Annotated in this window: 14 protein-coding genes; 7 read left to right on the top strand and 7 right to left on the bottom strand. The window is 66.0% G+C overall.

Annotated features, from left to right (window positions below; genetic code table 11):
* Positions 1–122: 122 nt before the first annotated feature.
* The gene (locus R2669_RS01870; RefSeq protein WP_316898227.1) at positions 123–1421 is read right to left on the bottom strand and encodes an MFS transporter; all 1299 of its coding nucleotides are present in this window, start codon (positions 1419–1421) and stop codon (positions 123–125) included.
* A 152-nt stretch (positions 1422–1573) separates the two neighbouring features.
* On the opposite strand from R2669_RS01870, the gene R2669_RS01865 reads away from it, so the two are divergent.
* Complete coding sequence (locus tag R2669_RS01865) at positions 1574–1930, top strand: DUF3175 domain-containing protein (protein WP_316898226.1); 357 nt, start codon at positions 1574–1576, stop codon at positions 1928–1930.
* 14 nt (positions 1931–1944) lie between these two features.
* On the opposite strand, the gene R2669_RS01860 is transcribed toward R2669_RS01865, so the two are convergent.
* On the bottom strand, positions 1945–2226 hold the full coding sequence (locus R2669_RS01860) for a hypothetical protein (RefSeq protein WP_316898224.1): 282 nt from the start codon (positions 2224–2226) through the stop codon (positions 1945–1947).
* 352 nt (positions 2227–2578) lie between these two features.
* Here R2669_RS01860 and R2669_RS01855 point away from each other — a divergent pair, with 352 nt between their 5' ends.
* A complete protein-coding gene (locus R2669_RS01855; RefSeq protein WP_024978611.1) occupies positions 2579–2827 on the top strand; it encodes a dodecin in 249 nt (82 codons plus the stop codon).
* A 66-nt stretch (positions 2828–2893) separates the two neighbouring features.
* Here R2669_RS01855 and acpA read toward each other — a convergent pair whose 3' ends face one another.
* Positions 2894–5029, bottom strand: a complete 2136-nt coding sequence (acpA, locus tag R2669_RS01850) for an acid phosphatase (protein ID WP_316898222.1) — start codon at positions 5027–5029, stop codon at positions 2894–2896.
* Positions 5030–5303: 274 nt separating this feature from the next.
* On the opposite strand from acpA, the gene R2669_RS01845 reads away from it, so the two are divergent.
* Positions 5304–6662, top strand: a complete 1359-nt coding sequence (locus tag R2669_RS01845) for a cytochrome-c peroxidase (RefSeq protein ID WP_316891273.1) — start codon at positions 5304–5306, stop codon at positions 6660–6662.
* Between the two features lie 123 nt (positions 6663–6785).
* Positions 6786–8366, top strand: coding sequence for a TerC family protein (locus tag R2669_RS01840; protein ID WP_316891272.1), 1581 nt, complete (start codon positions 6786–6788; stop codon positions 8364–8366).
* On the opposite strand, the gene R2669_RS01835 is transcribed toward R2669_RS01840, so the two are convergent.
* Positions 8363–9280: a DMT family transporter gene (locus tag R2669_RS01835; protein ID WP_316891271.1), complete on the bottom strand. Its 918-nt coding sequence runs from the start codon at positions 9278–9280 to the stop codon at positions 8363–8365. The two genes, R2669_RS01840 and R2669_RS01835, sit on opposite strands and share 4 nt — an antisense overlap.
* A gap of 94 nt (positions 9281–9374) precedes the next feature.
* Complete coding sequence (locus R2669_RS01830) at positions 9375–10154, bottom strand: AraC family transcriptional regulator (RefSeq protein WP_147219130.1); 780 nt, start codon at positions 10152–10154, stop codon at positions 9375–9377.
* A 262-nt stretch (positions 10155–10416) separates the two neighbouring features.
* On the opposite strand from R2669_RS01830, the gene R2669_RS01825 reads away from it, so the two are divergent.
* The 3 genes from R2669_RS01825 to R2669_RS01815 all read left to right on the top strand — a co-directional run bounded on the left by R2669_RS01825 (position 10417) and on the right by R2669_RS01815 (position 13264).
* Complete coding sequence (locus tag R2669_RS01825) at positions 10417–11961, top strand: ATP-binding protein (RefSeq protein ID WP_316898220.1); 1545 nt, start codon at positions 10417–10419, stop codon at positions 11959–11961.
* Positions 11945–12604: a response regulator gene (locus R2669_RS01820; protein ID WP_316898219.1), complete on the top strand. Its 660-nt coding sequence runs from the start codon at positions 11945–11947 to the stop codon at positions 12602–12604. The genes R2669_RS01825 and R2669_RS01820 overlap by 17 nt, the downstream gene beginning before the upstream one ends.
* A gap of 105 nt (positions 12605–12709) precedes the next feature.
* Positions 12710–13264, top strand: a complete 555-nt coding sequence (locus tag R2669_RS01815) for a Spy/CpxP family protein refolding chaperone (RefSeq protein WP_147219104.1) — start codon at positions 12710–12712, stop codon at positions 13262–13264.
* A gap of 61 nt (positions 13265–13325) precedes the next feature.
* On the opposite strand, the gene R2669_RS01810 is transcribed toward R2669_RS01815, so the two are convergent.
* Together R2669_RS01810 and R2669_RS01805 are read right to left on the bottom strand one after the other, a co-directional pair.
* On the bottom strand, positions 13326–13766 hold the full coding sequence (locus tag R2669_RS01810; RefSeq protein WP_316891268.1) for a universal stress protein: 441 nt from the start codon (positions 13764–13766) through the stop codon (positions 13326–13328).
* A gap of 153 nt (positions 13767–13919) precedes the next feature.
* Positions 13920–14837, bottom strand: a complete 918-nt coding sequence (locus R2669_RS01805; protein ID WP_147219108.1) for an AraC family transcriptional regulator — start codon at positions 14835–14837, stop codon at positions 13920–13922.

Below are 14837 nucleotides of genomic sequence, written 5' to 3'. Positions count from 1 at the left end.
GGCAGCCAAAGGTGACTCAGGATACGAATTGGCCGCCTCCGATGCCATCGGGGTTTCGCTGACACGCTTGCAAGACAGCGCCCGATTCTTGCTCAGGCCAGCAGCGGCGCGGCCTGGCGGGTTTATCCCCCTGAAGAGGGGTGTCCAGCTGGTTCCGGGAGCGGATCGCGCATGCGGTCGCGCTGCGTCAGCGCGGGGAACAGCCGCATCCAGGCGGCCACCACCAACAGCGTGCCGAGGCCGCCAATCACCACCGAGGCCACCGGCCCAAACAATCCGGCCAGCATGCCCGACTCGAATTCGCCCAACTGGTTGGACGCGCCCACGAACACGGAATTGACCGCACTCACGCGCCCGCGCATGGCATCGGGCGTATCGAGCTGCACCAGCGACGTGCGGATCACCACACTGATCATGTCCGATGCGCCGAGCAGCACCAGCGCGAGCATTGACAGCGGCAGCCAGCGCGACACCCCGAACACCAGCGTCGCCAGCCCGAACACGGCCACGGCGGCAAACATCACGCGTCCAACATGCCGATCCAGCGGACGGTGCGCCAGGAAGAGCGCCATGCCCAGCGCCCCAACCGCCGGCGCCGAGCGCAGCAGCCCCAGCCCCCACGCGCCCGTGCCCAGGATGTCGCGCGCATAGATCGGCAGCAACGCCGTCGCGCCGCCCAGCAGCACGGCAAACAGGTCGAGCGAGATGGCGCCCAGCACCACCGGCCGCCTCTTGATGAACGCGATACCCGCAAACAGCGATTCGAGGCTCACCGGCGTGCTGACCGGCACCGCACGCTCCATCCGCACCAGCGCCAGCAACACGTGCGCGAGCAGAAAGAGCCCGGCTGCCGTGGCATACACCACGGGCGCACCGGCCACGTACAGAAAACCGCCCAGCGCCGGCCCCAGGATGACGCCGGTCTGCCCCGCCGAGCTGGACAGCGCCACGGCGCGCGGCAATGCCTGCGGCGGCACGAGCGTGGGCAGCAGCGCTTGCAGCGTCGGCGTCTCGAACGCGCGCATTGCGCCAATCACGACCACGCACAGGAAGATGGGCTGCACGCCGGCATGCCCATTCGCTGCCATGACGGCCAGTGCAAGCGCCACCAACGCCTCGATGGCCTGACACGCGCGTACGACGTACCGCCGATCGTAGCGGTCCGCAATATGGCCGGAGGCCAGCACCAGCACCACCGACGGCAGAAACTGCGCCAGCCCGACCAGCCCCAGTACATAGGCGCTGCGCGTCAGGTCGTAGACCTGCCAGCCGACGGCCACCCCGAACATCTGGTAGGCGAACGTGGTGGACAGCCTGGCGAACCAGAACAGCCGGAAGGCGGGGTAGGAGAACGGCGCATGTGACAGCGTTTGCGCAGATGCGGAAGAGGAAGCGGGGGAAAGACCGGCGTCGCCAGACACGTTGGAAGTGCGCCGGAAGCCGGCGATCAATGAAGGAGGCGGAAAGAATGCGTGAACCGACCGTCATCGTAACGGAACTCCGCCCTGTGGTGCCGGCCGCCCGGGTACGTGGCTTGCGGAACTGCCGGTACATCGTTACAGGAGATTTCATCATGGCCACGCATCACGCCCGGTCCAAGCCGGTGCCGGCCAAATCGAAGGCCAAGCAGCAGAACCACCGTTGGTCGCGCCATGTGATGGAAACCAGCGACGCGCTGGACCTCGAACCCGACATCTTCAAGTCGCGCAGCCCCGCGCGGATTGCGGCATCGCTCAAGGCATCGGCCGAGCACAGCCGGCGGCGCAAAGGGACGGCATTCCAGTCGGCCATGTCGATGCTGACGTTCTATATCAATCGGGCGGGGCACAACCTGAGCGCCGGGCGGCGCCGGATTCTCGAACGCGCCAAGGACGCGCTGCGTGCCGAGTTTGGCCGCCCTGCGCACGGCACGGCGAAGGTCCGGCATTGAGGAACGGACGCGGCTCAGATGGTCAGCATGACGCTGAGCAGTTGGCGAGCGACGGCCTTGTAGTCGGCCTCGTCGCCCTGGGGCGAATACGTAGACAGTGTCTTGCCCCGGTATTTGACCGTGACGATGCCGTTGCGGGTCGAATAGGTGGCTTCGATGCTGCGGCCGCCGCGTTCGATATGAAACGGGATGGTCTCGGCGATCAGGCGCGCGGTGTCGTGCGAAGCCGGCGGTGCCGGCGGCACGGCCGACAGCGGCGAGTATGAGGCGGATGCTTGTTGTTCGGGATGGCGCATGGCGCCTCCTCTCTGGGGGACACGGGTATCCACCGCAACGCAGGTTCCGTACCAGCCCGGTTTGACGTGGCCGCATCGTACGGCCGCCCGAAAAGTGGCACATCGGCTGCGGTCACAGCTGCGGGATCGGCGAGGGTTTGACGTCACGCGTCGGTCTGTTGACGAGATTTGTCAGATTTGTAAACGCAATTAACCGCCAGGATTTTTCAGCCCCGTGCAAATCCGGGCTATCAAGGTGCGGGGGCAGGTGCCATTCTGGTAAGTGCCATGGCGCGCGCATCGAACCAACCGCATGCACATCGCGCCTTGCAGCACCCTGCCGACGTTCCAACCATGCCAACAAGGAGGCGATATGGGTTCCCATACCTACAAGATGATCGAGCTGGTCGGTTCTTCACCCGACTCCAGCGATGCGGCGGTCCGCAACGCCATCGCGCGCGCGGGCGAGACGCTCAAGCATCTGGACTGGTTTGAAGTGCTGGAAACGCGAGGCCACCTCGTCGACGGCAGGATTGCCCACTGGCAGGTGACGATCAAGGTTGGAATGCGGCTCGAGACGCTGGAGAGCGAAAAGCCCGCCGGCAAGAAGAAAGGCAAATAGCGGGTCAAGAAAAAAGGCGGCCAGGATTGCTCCGGCCGCCTTTTTCGTGAGGGCTGCGCTGCAGCGTTATTGCGCCTGCGTGAAGTCCAGCGCGTTGGTCAGGTCACCCATCGGCTTGTTGCCGTTGGAGACGAGCGCTGCGTCACGTTGCTTGATACCCGGCAGCGTCGGCAGGTCGAAGCGGTGCGTGATCAGGCGCAGGACGGAAGCCGTGTCGTACTGCGTGTGGTCGACGAAACCCTTCTTGGCGAACGGCGAAACGATGATCGCCGGGATACGCGTGCCCGGGCCCCAGCGGTCGGCCTTCGGCACCGGGGCGTGGTCGTAGAAGCCACCGTTTTCGTCATACGTCACGACGATCACCATGTTCTTCCACTGCGGGCTCTTCTGCAGTTGCGCGATCACGTTGGCGATGTGCGCGTCGCCGTCAGCCACGTTGGCATAGCCCGGGTGCTGGTTCAGGTTGCCTTGCGGCTTGTAGAACGTGACGGCGGGCAGCTTGCCTGCCGCTGCGTCTTGCAGGAACGCAGCATCGTAATCGCGCAGGTGGGCCGCACGCTCGGCAGCGCCACTCGTCGTGGCCGGGTCGAAGCGGCTGAAGTAGTTGAACGGCTGGTGGTGCGGCTGGAACTGGATTGCGCCGCTGTAGATCACGCTGCGCGTGGCGTTGGGGGCGTCGGCAAGGGCCGCGTTCCAGGCGCCGGCGTACCAGGCCCAGTCCACGCCACGGGCCGTCAGCAGGTCACCGATGTTGGTGGTCGACTGCTTCGGCAGGGTGGTGGCCTTGGTCGGATCGGCGTAGGCCGCGTTGCCGCTGGCCACGGCGTTGCCCGACGGCTGGTACGGCGGCTGCATCGTGTTGACTGCATACGCACTGCCGTCCTTTTCCAGTGGCGTCAGGTTGCCGTCGCCGGCGAACGTCGGCGATCCTGCCATAACGGAGCTGGCGCTCGGCGCGAGCTGGGGCGTGCCGTTGGCGTCAACGGACGCAACCGTTGCGCGGCTCCCCTCTGCCGGCGAGCCAACGACGTTCGGATAAATCGGCGCGCAGGCGCAAACGAGGTATTGGTGGTTCAGGAACGAACCGCCGAATGCGCCCATAAAGAAGTTATCCGCCAGCGTGTATTGCTTGGCGATGTTCCACATGGCCATCTTGCTGCCGTCGTAGTAGCCCATGGTCAGGCCGCCGGCATCGGCATACGCGGCGAACTTGTCGTTCTTGCCGCCGTTGATCTGCATCTGGTTCTGATAGAAGCGGTGCCACAGGTCGCGGGTGATCACGTTCTGCCCGACGACGATACCTGTACCGTTGATGCCTGCGGGATCGTCGATCTGGAACGGCTTGTTCGCCCAACCACTCGTTTGGGCTTGCGAGACTTGCACAGCTTGGCCTGCAGCCGTGACGCCCTTCCAAGTGGGCGGCAGCGTCGGCAGCACCGAGCCGTCGAAGTCCTTCTGCGCAACGGCGGTACCGGTCGAAGTCGGGTTCACGCCGGGGATGCCGTTGGCGCCCGGGAATAGGCCGTACAGGTTGTCGAAGCCGCGGTTTTCTGCGTAGATCACCACGATCGTCTTGACGTTGTTGGCCAGCGCCACGCGCTTGGCCACGCCGTCGCGCAGGGTCTTGCCGATGTCGCCGCCATTGGCAACGGCGTCGGCGATCAGATCGATGGCTTGGTCGATTTCAGCCTGCAGCGCAGCCTTGATGCCAGCGTCGGCTTCCTTGTTGTGGTCTTCGAGCAGCTTGTCCACCGTCACGCCAAGGCGGGCGGCGAGCGCCGTCTTGGCCGCGTTCAGGTCGCCGCCGTTGCTGTCCATCAGCACGGCCAGTTCGGTGGAAATGGCGCTGACGACGGCGTTGGCGCCAGCCGGCGCGCGAAACACCAGCGGCTGCGTGATGGCTGTGTGGGCGCCGGTGTCCGGGTCGTTGCGGAACGCGTCCGTACCGATTTCAACGGTGACGGGGCCCGTGCCCGACAGCGTGTACGTGCCGTCCTTGGCGGTGCGCGTGCTGGTTTCACCGGCATCGCACTTGCCATTGTTATTGGCGTCGATACAGACCTTGGCATTCTCGAAGTAGCTGCCCGTCACGACGCCCGAGGTGGACGCGGAGGCATTGCTGCTCGAATCGCTGCCACCACAGGCAGACATGCTGGCCGCGACCAACGCGGTCAGCGGCAAAAGACGAAGCGCTCGGCTCATGATTTCCCTGGTTTGTTGTGTGGGGGACGAAAGCGAGCCGGAGTCTGTGCTTCGTGTGTGACAAGTTGATGATGCAAACGCAGGCGTGGAACCGATTTCGCCCCAGTTGAGCGTGATGACCATCATCAGGATGAGCAGGGGCACCACCGAACGTTTGAAGACATTTGCCACCATGGGACCTCTCCAAGGGCTGACGTGACACGCGTTTGACGACATCAAAGTGTCATGGGACCCATGCTAAGTTGCAAGGCTCCCAACATTTCGCCTATCGCAAATGCGCCGCCTTCTGCCTGCAACTCTTCGCGTGATCGTCGTTTCCGCGCTTGCGCTTGTGGGGCTGGCTGCCGGGTTGAGCGGCTGCCGGCGAGGGGAGGCGGCCGTGACGCAGGCGGCATCCGCGCCGGCTGCCAAGCCAGCAGCGGCCCCCGCTTACGAAAAGGCCTTCTACACGATGATGGCGACGCGCCGCCCATCGGTGCCCGCGATGACGGCATTGGGCAAGGCGCTGTTCTTCGATCCGGCCCTGTCGGCCTCGGGCAAACTGTCCTGTGCAAGCTGCCACAGCCCCACGCATGCCTACGGCCCGCCGAACGATCTGTCGGTGCAGCTTGGCGGCACGGGCATGAACAGGACGGGCGTGCGCGCTGCGCCGTCGCTGCGCTACCTGCAGAACGTGCCGCCGTTCACGGAACACTTTTACGAGAGCGACGGCAACGACTCCGAAGACCAGGGCCCGACCGGCGGCTACACGTGGGACGGCCGCGTGTCGTCCACGCATGAGCAGGCGCGCATCCCGCTGTTGTCTGCACACGAGATGGCCAACGGCACGCAGGCCAGCGTGGTGGCCAAGCTGCGCAATGGCCGCCACGCGCAGACATTCCGCCAGGTATTCGGCAACGACATCCTCGACAACGAAGACACCGCCTTCCGCGCCGCACTGATGGTGCTTGAGGTCTTCCAGGAGACGCCGTCCGAGTTCTATCCGTACGACAGCAAGTACGACGCGTTCTTGCGCAAACAGGTGAAGCTGTCGCCGCAGGAGATGCGCGGTCTGCAGGCATTTGCCGATCCGGCCAAGGGCAACTGCGCGTCGTGCCACGTGAGCGCCATCAAGCAGGACGGCGCGTTCCCCGCCTTTACCGATTTCGGCCTCATTGCCGTGGGCGTGCCCCGCAACCGCACGCTGGCCGCCAATGCCGACCCGAAGTTCTTCGACCTCGGTCTCTGCGGCCCCGACCGGACCGATCTGAAAGACCGCGCCGACTATTGCGGCCGCTTCCGCACGCCGTCGCTGCGCAACGTGGCGCTGCGCAAGTCGTTCTTCCACAACGGTGCGATCCATTCGCTGGAAGATGCGGTGCGCTTCTACGCCCAGCGCGACACGCAACCGCAGAAGTGGTATCCGCGCAAGGCGGATGGCACGGTCGACAAGTTCGATGATCTGCCCGCCCAATACCGCGTCAACGTCAACATGGAGCCGCCGTTTGGGGGCAAGCCGGGCGATAAGCCCGTGCTGTCCGAGGCCGACGTGCGCGACATCGTTGCCTTCCTCAAGACGCTCACCGACGGCTACCGCCCCGCGCGGGCGGCGCAGGCCGGCGCCCAAGGCGGCAGCCGCGTTGCACAGCGCTAAACGTCCGCAGCGCCTGCCGCGGCCCGTTTGTTGCAACACCTTGCGGGGGGATTCGCGCAAGGCCGCGCGTGCGCTGCGGTTATCATCGGCGGATCGTCTTTCTGCTGTTTTCCACTTCCCGCTATGACTTGGCTTGCTGACCCGTCCATCTGGATCGGCCTGTTCACCCTCGTGGTGCTCGAGATTGTTCTCGGCATCGACAACCTCGTTTTCATCGCCATTCTGGTCAACAAGTTGCCGCCGGCGCTGCGCGACCGTGCCCGGATGATCGGGCTGGGCCTGGCCCTGGTCATGCGCATGGTGCTGCTGGCGACCATGTCGTGGCTGATCGGGCTGACCAAGCCGTTGCTTACGCTGGGGCCCGTCGACCTGTCGGGCCGATCGCTCATCCTGCTGCTAGGCGGCTTCTTCCTGTTGTTCAAGGCCACGTCGGAGCTGCACGAACGTCTGGACGGCCAGCCGCAGGACGAAAGCCATGGCAGCGGGCACGGCAAGTTCTGGAACGTGATTGCGCAGGTGGTGATTCTCGATGCGGTGTTCTCCATCGACTCCGTCATCACGGCCGTGGGCATGGTCAACGACCTGCCGGTGATGATGGCGGCCGTGGTGATCGCCATGGGCGCCATGCTGTTTGCCTCGCGCCCGTTGACGGAGTTCGTCAACGCGCATCGCACGGTGGTGGTGCTGTGCCTGAGCTTCCTGCTGATGATCGGCTTCTCGCTCGTTGCCGAAGGGCTGGGCTTTCATATTCCGAAGGGCTATCTGTACGCCGCCATCGGCTTCTCGATCCTGATCGAGTTCTTCAACCAGGTGGCCCAGCGCAATACCGTGCGCTACGAGCGCCGTCGCCCGCTGCGCGAGCGCACCGCAGATGCCGTGCTGAGCCTGCTGGGCGAGCGTCGCGGCGCGCCGGCGGAGTCCGAATCGCACGAGGCGGTTTCGCACGAGGCGGGCCAGCACGTGCCCGAGACTGTGTTCCGCCCCGAAGAGCGCAGCATGGTCAGCGGCGTGCTCGACTTGGCCGAGCGGTCGGTGCGCTCGATCATGACGCCACGCCACGATATTTCGTGGGTGGATCTGGACGCCGACGTGGCCGTCACCCGCAAATTGCTGCTGGCCGTGCCGCATAACCAGTTTCCGGTCTGCCGTGGCGGCCTGGACGACCTCTTGGGCGTGGCGCGCGCCAAAGATCTGATGGGCGATCTCGACACCCGTGGCTCCATCGACGTAGACCGCAGCGTGAAGCCTGCGCTCAAGGTGTCCGACAACATCGGCATCCTCCGCCTGATGGATCAGCTCAAGCGTGCGCGCGGGCGCATGCTGGTGGTGACCGATCCGCTGGACGTCGTGCAAGGCGTGGTGACGCCCATCGACGTGCTCGAAGCCATTGCGGGTGAATTCCCCGATGAAGACGAGCGCCCGGGCGTGATGGAAGTCAGCGATAGCTGCTGGGAAGTCGCTGGCGAAGCGGACCTGCGCCAGCTCGAAGATGTGCTGCACGTCGACTGGCTGCTCGACGAAGGCGGCGGCGCCACGAGCCTGGGCGGTTACCTCTTCAACCAGTGGGACCGCCTGCCCGAAGTGGGCGACACGCTGGTGCGCCACGATCTGCGTTTCGTGATCCTTGAAGCAGGGAGCCGCCGCATCGTGCGCGTGCGCATCGAGCGCATGGAAGATGTGACGGCCCCAGAGGCTGAAGCCTAAGACGCGGCCGATGAGGCCGGCCTTGGTGCGCGCGCCAATCCAAGGCTGAGCACCCCCGCCAGCACGCACGCAATGCCGCCCACCTGGCGCGCGCTGACGGCCTCGCCGAGCAGCGCGGCTGCAAACACCACGGCTGCCACAGGCGCAAGCGCGGTGAACAACGATGCCTCGGCACCGCTCACGCGCGCAGCGCCGGCATACCAGAGCACAAAACCACCAACCGTCGGTACGATGGCGTAATAGGCCACGGCCATCAGCGCGTGCGTTGCCTGCGCCGATGCGTGCAACTGCCACGGTGCTTCCCACAGCGCGGGCGCCAGCGCCGTCAGCAAACCGAATGCACTCATTAATGCCGACAGGGCCAGCGGCGGTACCGGCGTACGCAGCCGCTTGTTGAGCAGGATGAAGAGTCCCTCGCACACCACGGCGCCCATCACCAGCAGATTGCCAAGCAGCGGATGTGCCGCGTCGCCGCGCGGTTGCAGGGCGATGGTCAGCACGCCGGCGGTGGCCAGCCCAATCGCCCCGAGCACCGCGCGCCCGGGCCGCTCCCCCAGCAGCACGATCGCAATGAGTGCCGACATGACCGGCAGCGTCCCAATGATGACGCCCGCGTCTGCGGCCGACGTGTGCCGCAGCCCCGAAATGAGCAGCGTCGTATAGCCCACGCTGCCGGCGGCCGCCTGCAGGAAGAGCAGCACCCAGTCGCGGCGTGCAAGCACGGGCCAGCGCGAACGGGTCATGCGCATGATGACGAGGAACATCGGCAGTGCCATCGCAAAGCGCAACGCCGTCGCCGTGAATGGCGGCAAGCCCGCCGCGATGATCTTGCTGGCCGCAACGGTGCTGCCCACCAGCACCATCGCCAGGGCAAGGTAGAGATAACCTTCAAGTCGTTTGGACAGTTTGGGCATATCGCATCCTGCGTGTGTGGAGGTCGCAGGATGGGCGCACGCGATGCGCGCGTCTTGAACGAAATTGCAGCGGCGGAAGCGTCGGAAGATGCGCCTAGCGCGCCGCCGCCACCATGCCCGGCGATACGCCGTACTTGCGCACGAACTGCCGCGTCATGTGGCTCTGATCGGCAAAGCCGCAGGCGGCCGCCACGTCCGCCAACGGCTCGCCTTGGGCGATCAGCCGACGCGCCAGGGCCACGCGCCGTTGCACCTGATAGGCGTGCGGTGTGAGGCCGGTCACGCGGGCAAAGCCGCGCAATACCTGGAAGCGGCTCAGGCCAGTTTCGTGTGCGAGGTCGAGGAGGGAGATAGCGGCAGCCGGGTCATCGTCGATGCGCGCTCGGGCGAGCCGGATGGCGTCGGGGGCTGCGTCGCCGTGTTTGCCGGTTGCCCGGTTTGCGGGATGCAGCGCGTCCGCCAGTACCGATAGCAGCAGCTGCTCGCGGAGCAGGGCGTCGCCTTGCGCGGCGGGCACGGTCATCTGCGCAAACAGCAGGCGGACGCGCGGTGCGAGATTGGCGTCGTGGATGACAGGGCGGTCAAACTCGGCATCCCCGGCCTGGCTGGGGTGCAGGTCGGTGGCCAGGTCGGTGACGACGCCGGGGTCGAGGTAAAGCATGCGCCACGCGCGACCAGCGTCGCCGATGGGTGTGCCATCGTGCACTTCAAACGGATTGACGGTGATGACGTCGCCCGCGCCGGCTTCCACCGTGCCGCGTCCGCTGAACGACTTCTGCGCCCCACGATCGACGATGCCGATGCCGAACTGGCCATGCGTGTGACGTGGAAAAGCGTGACCGGAATCTGCAGCGACGGCTTCCACGCCGCGCATGGCGCAGCGGTGCATCAAGAACGCGAGGTTGGCCGGCCGGTTGGACAAAGGGCGGTTCCTTGTGAGGGGAATGCGCGAATCTGTGGAGCTGCAGCGTGGCAGCAGCATACGCTTTCTTCGCATTTCGCTCATTTTTTGCGCACAGGCGGTTGGTATGCTTCGGCTTTCTGCGGCAATGCGCCCGGTAAGATGACGCCGTGCCTGCGGCCGGGCAGCGCGGGAACCGCTCCCGCGGCGGCGCCCGGCAGCCTCTGACTGATCCATGCGCCCGTCTTTCGGTATCACCTCCAAGCTGTTCGTTGCGTTGTTCATGCTGAGCATCGTCGTTGCGCTCGCCATGGGCGCGGCGGTGCGCTGGCGGTTCGACGCCAACTTTCTCGACTACGTGAACGCACGCGAGGCTGAGCGCATGGCCTCGCTGGCACAAGGCGTGGAGGCGGCCTACACGCAGCACGGCAGCTGGGATTTCCTGCGCAACGATCGACTGGCGTGGTTCCGCCTGCTGCGCCGCGAAGGCGCGCGCGCCCGCGCCAACGGCATGGGCGGTGACCGCTTTGACCTGCCGCCGGGCCATCGCTTCGATCCGATCCCGCCCGGCATGGACAAAGACGCGCCGCCTCCGCCCGGGCCGCCGACCGCCGGCCGCATGCCGCCGCCCCCGCCCGGCGAGCCGCCGATCCCACACTCGCCGATCTGGCTGCTGGATGCCCAGCGCAACGTCATCATCGGCGACGGGCCGCCGCTCGGGCCGAACGCGCGATGGCACGAACTGCACCACAACGGCCAGATCGTCGGCTGGTTGGCCATGCCGCCGCGCGTGCGCGTGCCCGAAGGTGCCGACCAGGCATTCCAGGCGCAGCAGTTGCGCGCCACGTGGATCATCGCCGGGCTGTCGGTCCTGCTGGCGGCGCTGGTGGCGGTGCTGCTCGCACGCGGTCTGCTGGCGCCGATGCGCCGGCTGACGGATGCCGCGCGCCGCATGGCCGACGGCGACTACGCCACCCGCGTCGACGTCCATTCGCGCGATGAACTCGGCGAGCTGGCGGCGGATTTCAACCACCTTGCCGCGTCGCTGGAAGCCAACCAGAAGATGCGTCGTCAGCTCACGGCCGACATTTCGCATGAGCTGCGCACACCCCTGGCCGTGCTGCGCGGCGAACTGGAAGCACTGGAAGATGGCGTGCGGCCGTTGACGGCCACGTCGCTGGCGTCATTGCAGGCCGAGGTGTCGACCCTCAGCAAGCTTATCGACGACCTGTATGAACTTTCGCTGGCCGATGTGGGCGCGCTCGCTTTCCACATGGAGCCGCTCGACCTGGCCGACACCGTGTGCAGCGCCGTGCAGGGCTTTACGCCGCGCCTGATGGAAAAGGGCATCGCGCTGCAGCTCGACGTGCCGGCGGCGCCGTCGCATGCAACGATGATCAAAGGCGACGCGCAGCGGCTGCGGCAAGTCATGCAGAACCTGCTGGAAAACACACTGCGCTATACCGATGCCGGCGGCACGCTGCGCGTCCATGTTCACCAGGACGGTGGCTGGCAGCAGATCGACGTGCAGGACAGCGCGCCGGGCGTGCCCGAGGCGATGCTGCCGCGCATCTTCGACCGCCTGTTCCGCGTGGATGCCTCGCGCAGCCGGGCGCAGGGCGGGGCCGGCCTGGGCCTGAGCCTGTGCCAGACGATCGTCGCCGCTCATGGCGGCACCATTGAAGCCAGACATTCGCCGTTGGGCGGGCTGTGGATTGCCATCCGCCTGCCTGTTCTTGATGTGCTTGATCCGCTAGCCGACCATGATTCTGATCATTGAAGACGAACCCAAGCTGGCTGCCTTGATGACCGACTATCTGCGCGCCGCTCACTACGAGACCGAGTGGCTCGCCGATGGCACGCACGCGACGCAGCGCGTTCGCGAGACGGCGCCCGAACTCGTGCTGCTGGACCTGATGCTGCCCGGCAAGGACGGCCTGGAAATTTGCCGGGAGGTGCGTGCCTTCAGCGAGGTGCCCATCGTCATGGTGACGGCACGCGTGGAAGAAATCGACCGCCTGCTCGGTCTCGAGCTTGGCGCCGACGACTACGTTTGCAAGCCCTTCAGCCCGCGCGAACTGGTGGCGCGCATCAAGACCATCCTGCGCCGCGTACAGCGCGCCGGCGGCGTGCCGGAGAGCGCATTGCAGATCGATGGTGCAGCCTATTCCGCCACGCTGCGCGGCCAGCGGCTCGACCTCACGCCGGTTGAATTCCGCCTGCTCGCCGCGCTGGCTGGGGCGCCGGGGCGCATCCTCTCGCGCTCGAACCTGCTTGAGCAGATCTACGACGATCACCGCATCGTGACCGACCGCACCGTCGATACCCACATCAAGAACCTGCGCCGCAAGATGGAGCAGGTGAGCCCGGGCACCGAGCTGATCCATTCCGTCTATGGCGTGGGTTACCGGCTCGACGCCTGAGGTTCAAGAAAACTCCACGGTTTGCCCACCTTTGGTGCGGTGTCGACGGCTACAGTGAGCACATGGCCGGCATGTCCGGCCGACGATCTCATCAGGAGCCTCAACATGACCGCTGTGATTTCCCGCGTAGCCGGCATTGCTGCCGGACTTTTGCTTTCATGCGCCGCGCTGGCCCAGACCGCCGGCCCCGGCGCCGTTCCGCTGTCGCCCATGCCACCTATGGCGCCACATGGCCCGGGCATGATGGAGCGCGGGCCAGGCGCCGGCCCGGGCGGCGCACGCGGCATGGGCCCGCATCATGGCGGTGCGCCTTTTCTGCGTGGCCTGAAGCTCAGCGAAGAGCAGCGCGACAAGATTTTCGCCATCCACTATGCGCAGATGCCGGAAGCGCGTGAGCAGCGCAAGGCCATCGAGCATGCCCGCCGCGATCTGCACCAGATGGTGGCCTCCGGCCAATACGACGAAGCGCGTGCACGCAGCCTGACCGAATCGCTGGGCCGCGCCGTGGCCCGCGAAGCGCAGCTGCGTGCGCAGGCCGACGCCAAGATCATGCAGGTGCTCACGCCGGAACAGCGCAAGCAGGTCGGCGAGCGTGAAGCCCAGCGCGTGGCGGAACTCGAGCCCGGAGAGGCTGGGCCGGAAGCCCCGCCGATGATGTAATCCGGGGCTCGGACCAAAGATGGGGGGCGCGGCGCGCGGTTGACCGCTGCGACCGGAATTTCTACCGGTAGACCACGACCGGCACGTGCGCGTAGGTGAGCACCTTGCGCGTCTCGTTGCCGATCAGCAGTCGCCCCATCAAGCTGCGGTGCCCGTGCGATGCCATGAAGATGACGTCGCACGCGTGCCGCTTTGCCGCATCGAGGATGCCCAGATAGGGCTCGGCAAACTGCGACACATCGCTGTCGAACTGCACACCTTCTTCCCGGGCGCGCTCTGCAATGCGGTCAATGCAGTCCTTGGCATGGCCCTGCACCGTTTCCATGTAGTGCGCATGCGGACACTCGCCCACGCCGGCCGAATACGCCATGTTGGGGAATTCTTCAATGCACGTGTAGGCGGTGAGGCGACAGCCCGTGGCGCGCGCCAGCTTGAGCGCGCCGTCGATGGCCTTGCGGCACTGCTCGGAGCCGTCGGTCGGCAGGAGGATATGGGTAAACATGGCGGTCTCCATGGGGAACCCGACTCCACGTTACTGCGCCGGCCGATACGCCTCTATCGTGGAAAACGCTAGTCCAGCACAGGTTTTCGGCTGAGAGGGACGACCGGAAAATCGATGCACGGTCGTTCGCATATTGACGTGGCAGCTTGCGGTCTACCCGCGTTGCCACGCCTGCCGGTAGCGTGACGGCGATGCGCCCAGCTGCAAGGCAAATCGCCGGCTGAAATGGCTGGCGCTCGCAAAGCCGCATCGCTCGGCAATCGTCGCCAGCGCGAGCGTGGTGGTGCGCAGCAGCGTTTGCGCACGCGCCATGCGTTGCTGCATCACCCACTCATGCGGCGCGGCCCCGAACGACGCACGAAACATCCGCGCGAAATGGAATTCCGACAGGTTCGCCTCGGCCGCCAGTTGTCCGAGCGACAAGGGCAGATGCAGCTCGGCATCGATGCGTGCGGCAATGCGTCGGCACACGTGTGGCGCCAGCCCGCCGCGCACGGCAAGCGCTCGCGTGCGGCCCTGAGTCTGAACGAGGTACGACAGCGTGTCGTTGGCCAGGGCGTTGGCGCGCATGCGATCGTCCAGGTCGGTCCAATCGAGCTGGGCGATGTTCGCGCAAGCCTGTGCGAGATGCGCGTCTTCGATGAAGGTGCGGTCGTGCAGCGTGAACAGGCGCGGCTCTGCGTCGAGCAGACGTACCGCGTGCCCGGCCAGCGCGTCGGGCGCGAAATATAGATGAACGAAGCGCATCGGTTGCTCGATCACCCAGCTCGACTGGTGCTCGGCCGGCAGCATGCACACGCGCCCGGGTGCGCCGAACAGGTGCGGCAGATCTTGCCGGTGTGTGGTGTAGCCACCTTGCAGATAGACCGAGAGCGTGTGGTGCCCAGGCTGGATGTAGCGGGCCTCGTCGTGCTCGTTGCGCCAGATGGCGGCGGTTACGCCGTCGCCCAGATTGGCGACGCGCTCAAGCGATGCGCGCGAGCCGCGTGCAAGCGTGCCGAAGACGCTCGCGTCTGCAGTAACGCGAGGGTCGGCAGGTTGAAGCGAAGGGGATGTGGAGGCGCGGCGCAC

It is taken from the genome of Ralstonia edaphi (assembly GCF_958350185.1).
GTDB lineage: Bacteria > Pseudomonadota > Gammaproteobacteria > Burkholderiales > Burkholderiaceae > Ralstonia > Ralstonia edaphi.
Note: the sequence above shows the minus strand (reverse complement) of the source record. Positions and strands in the feature narration are given on the sequence as shown.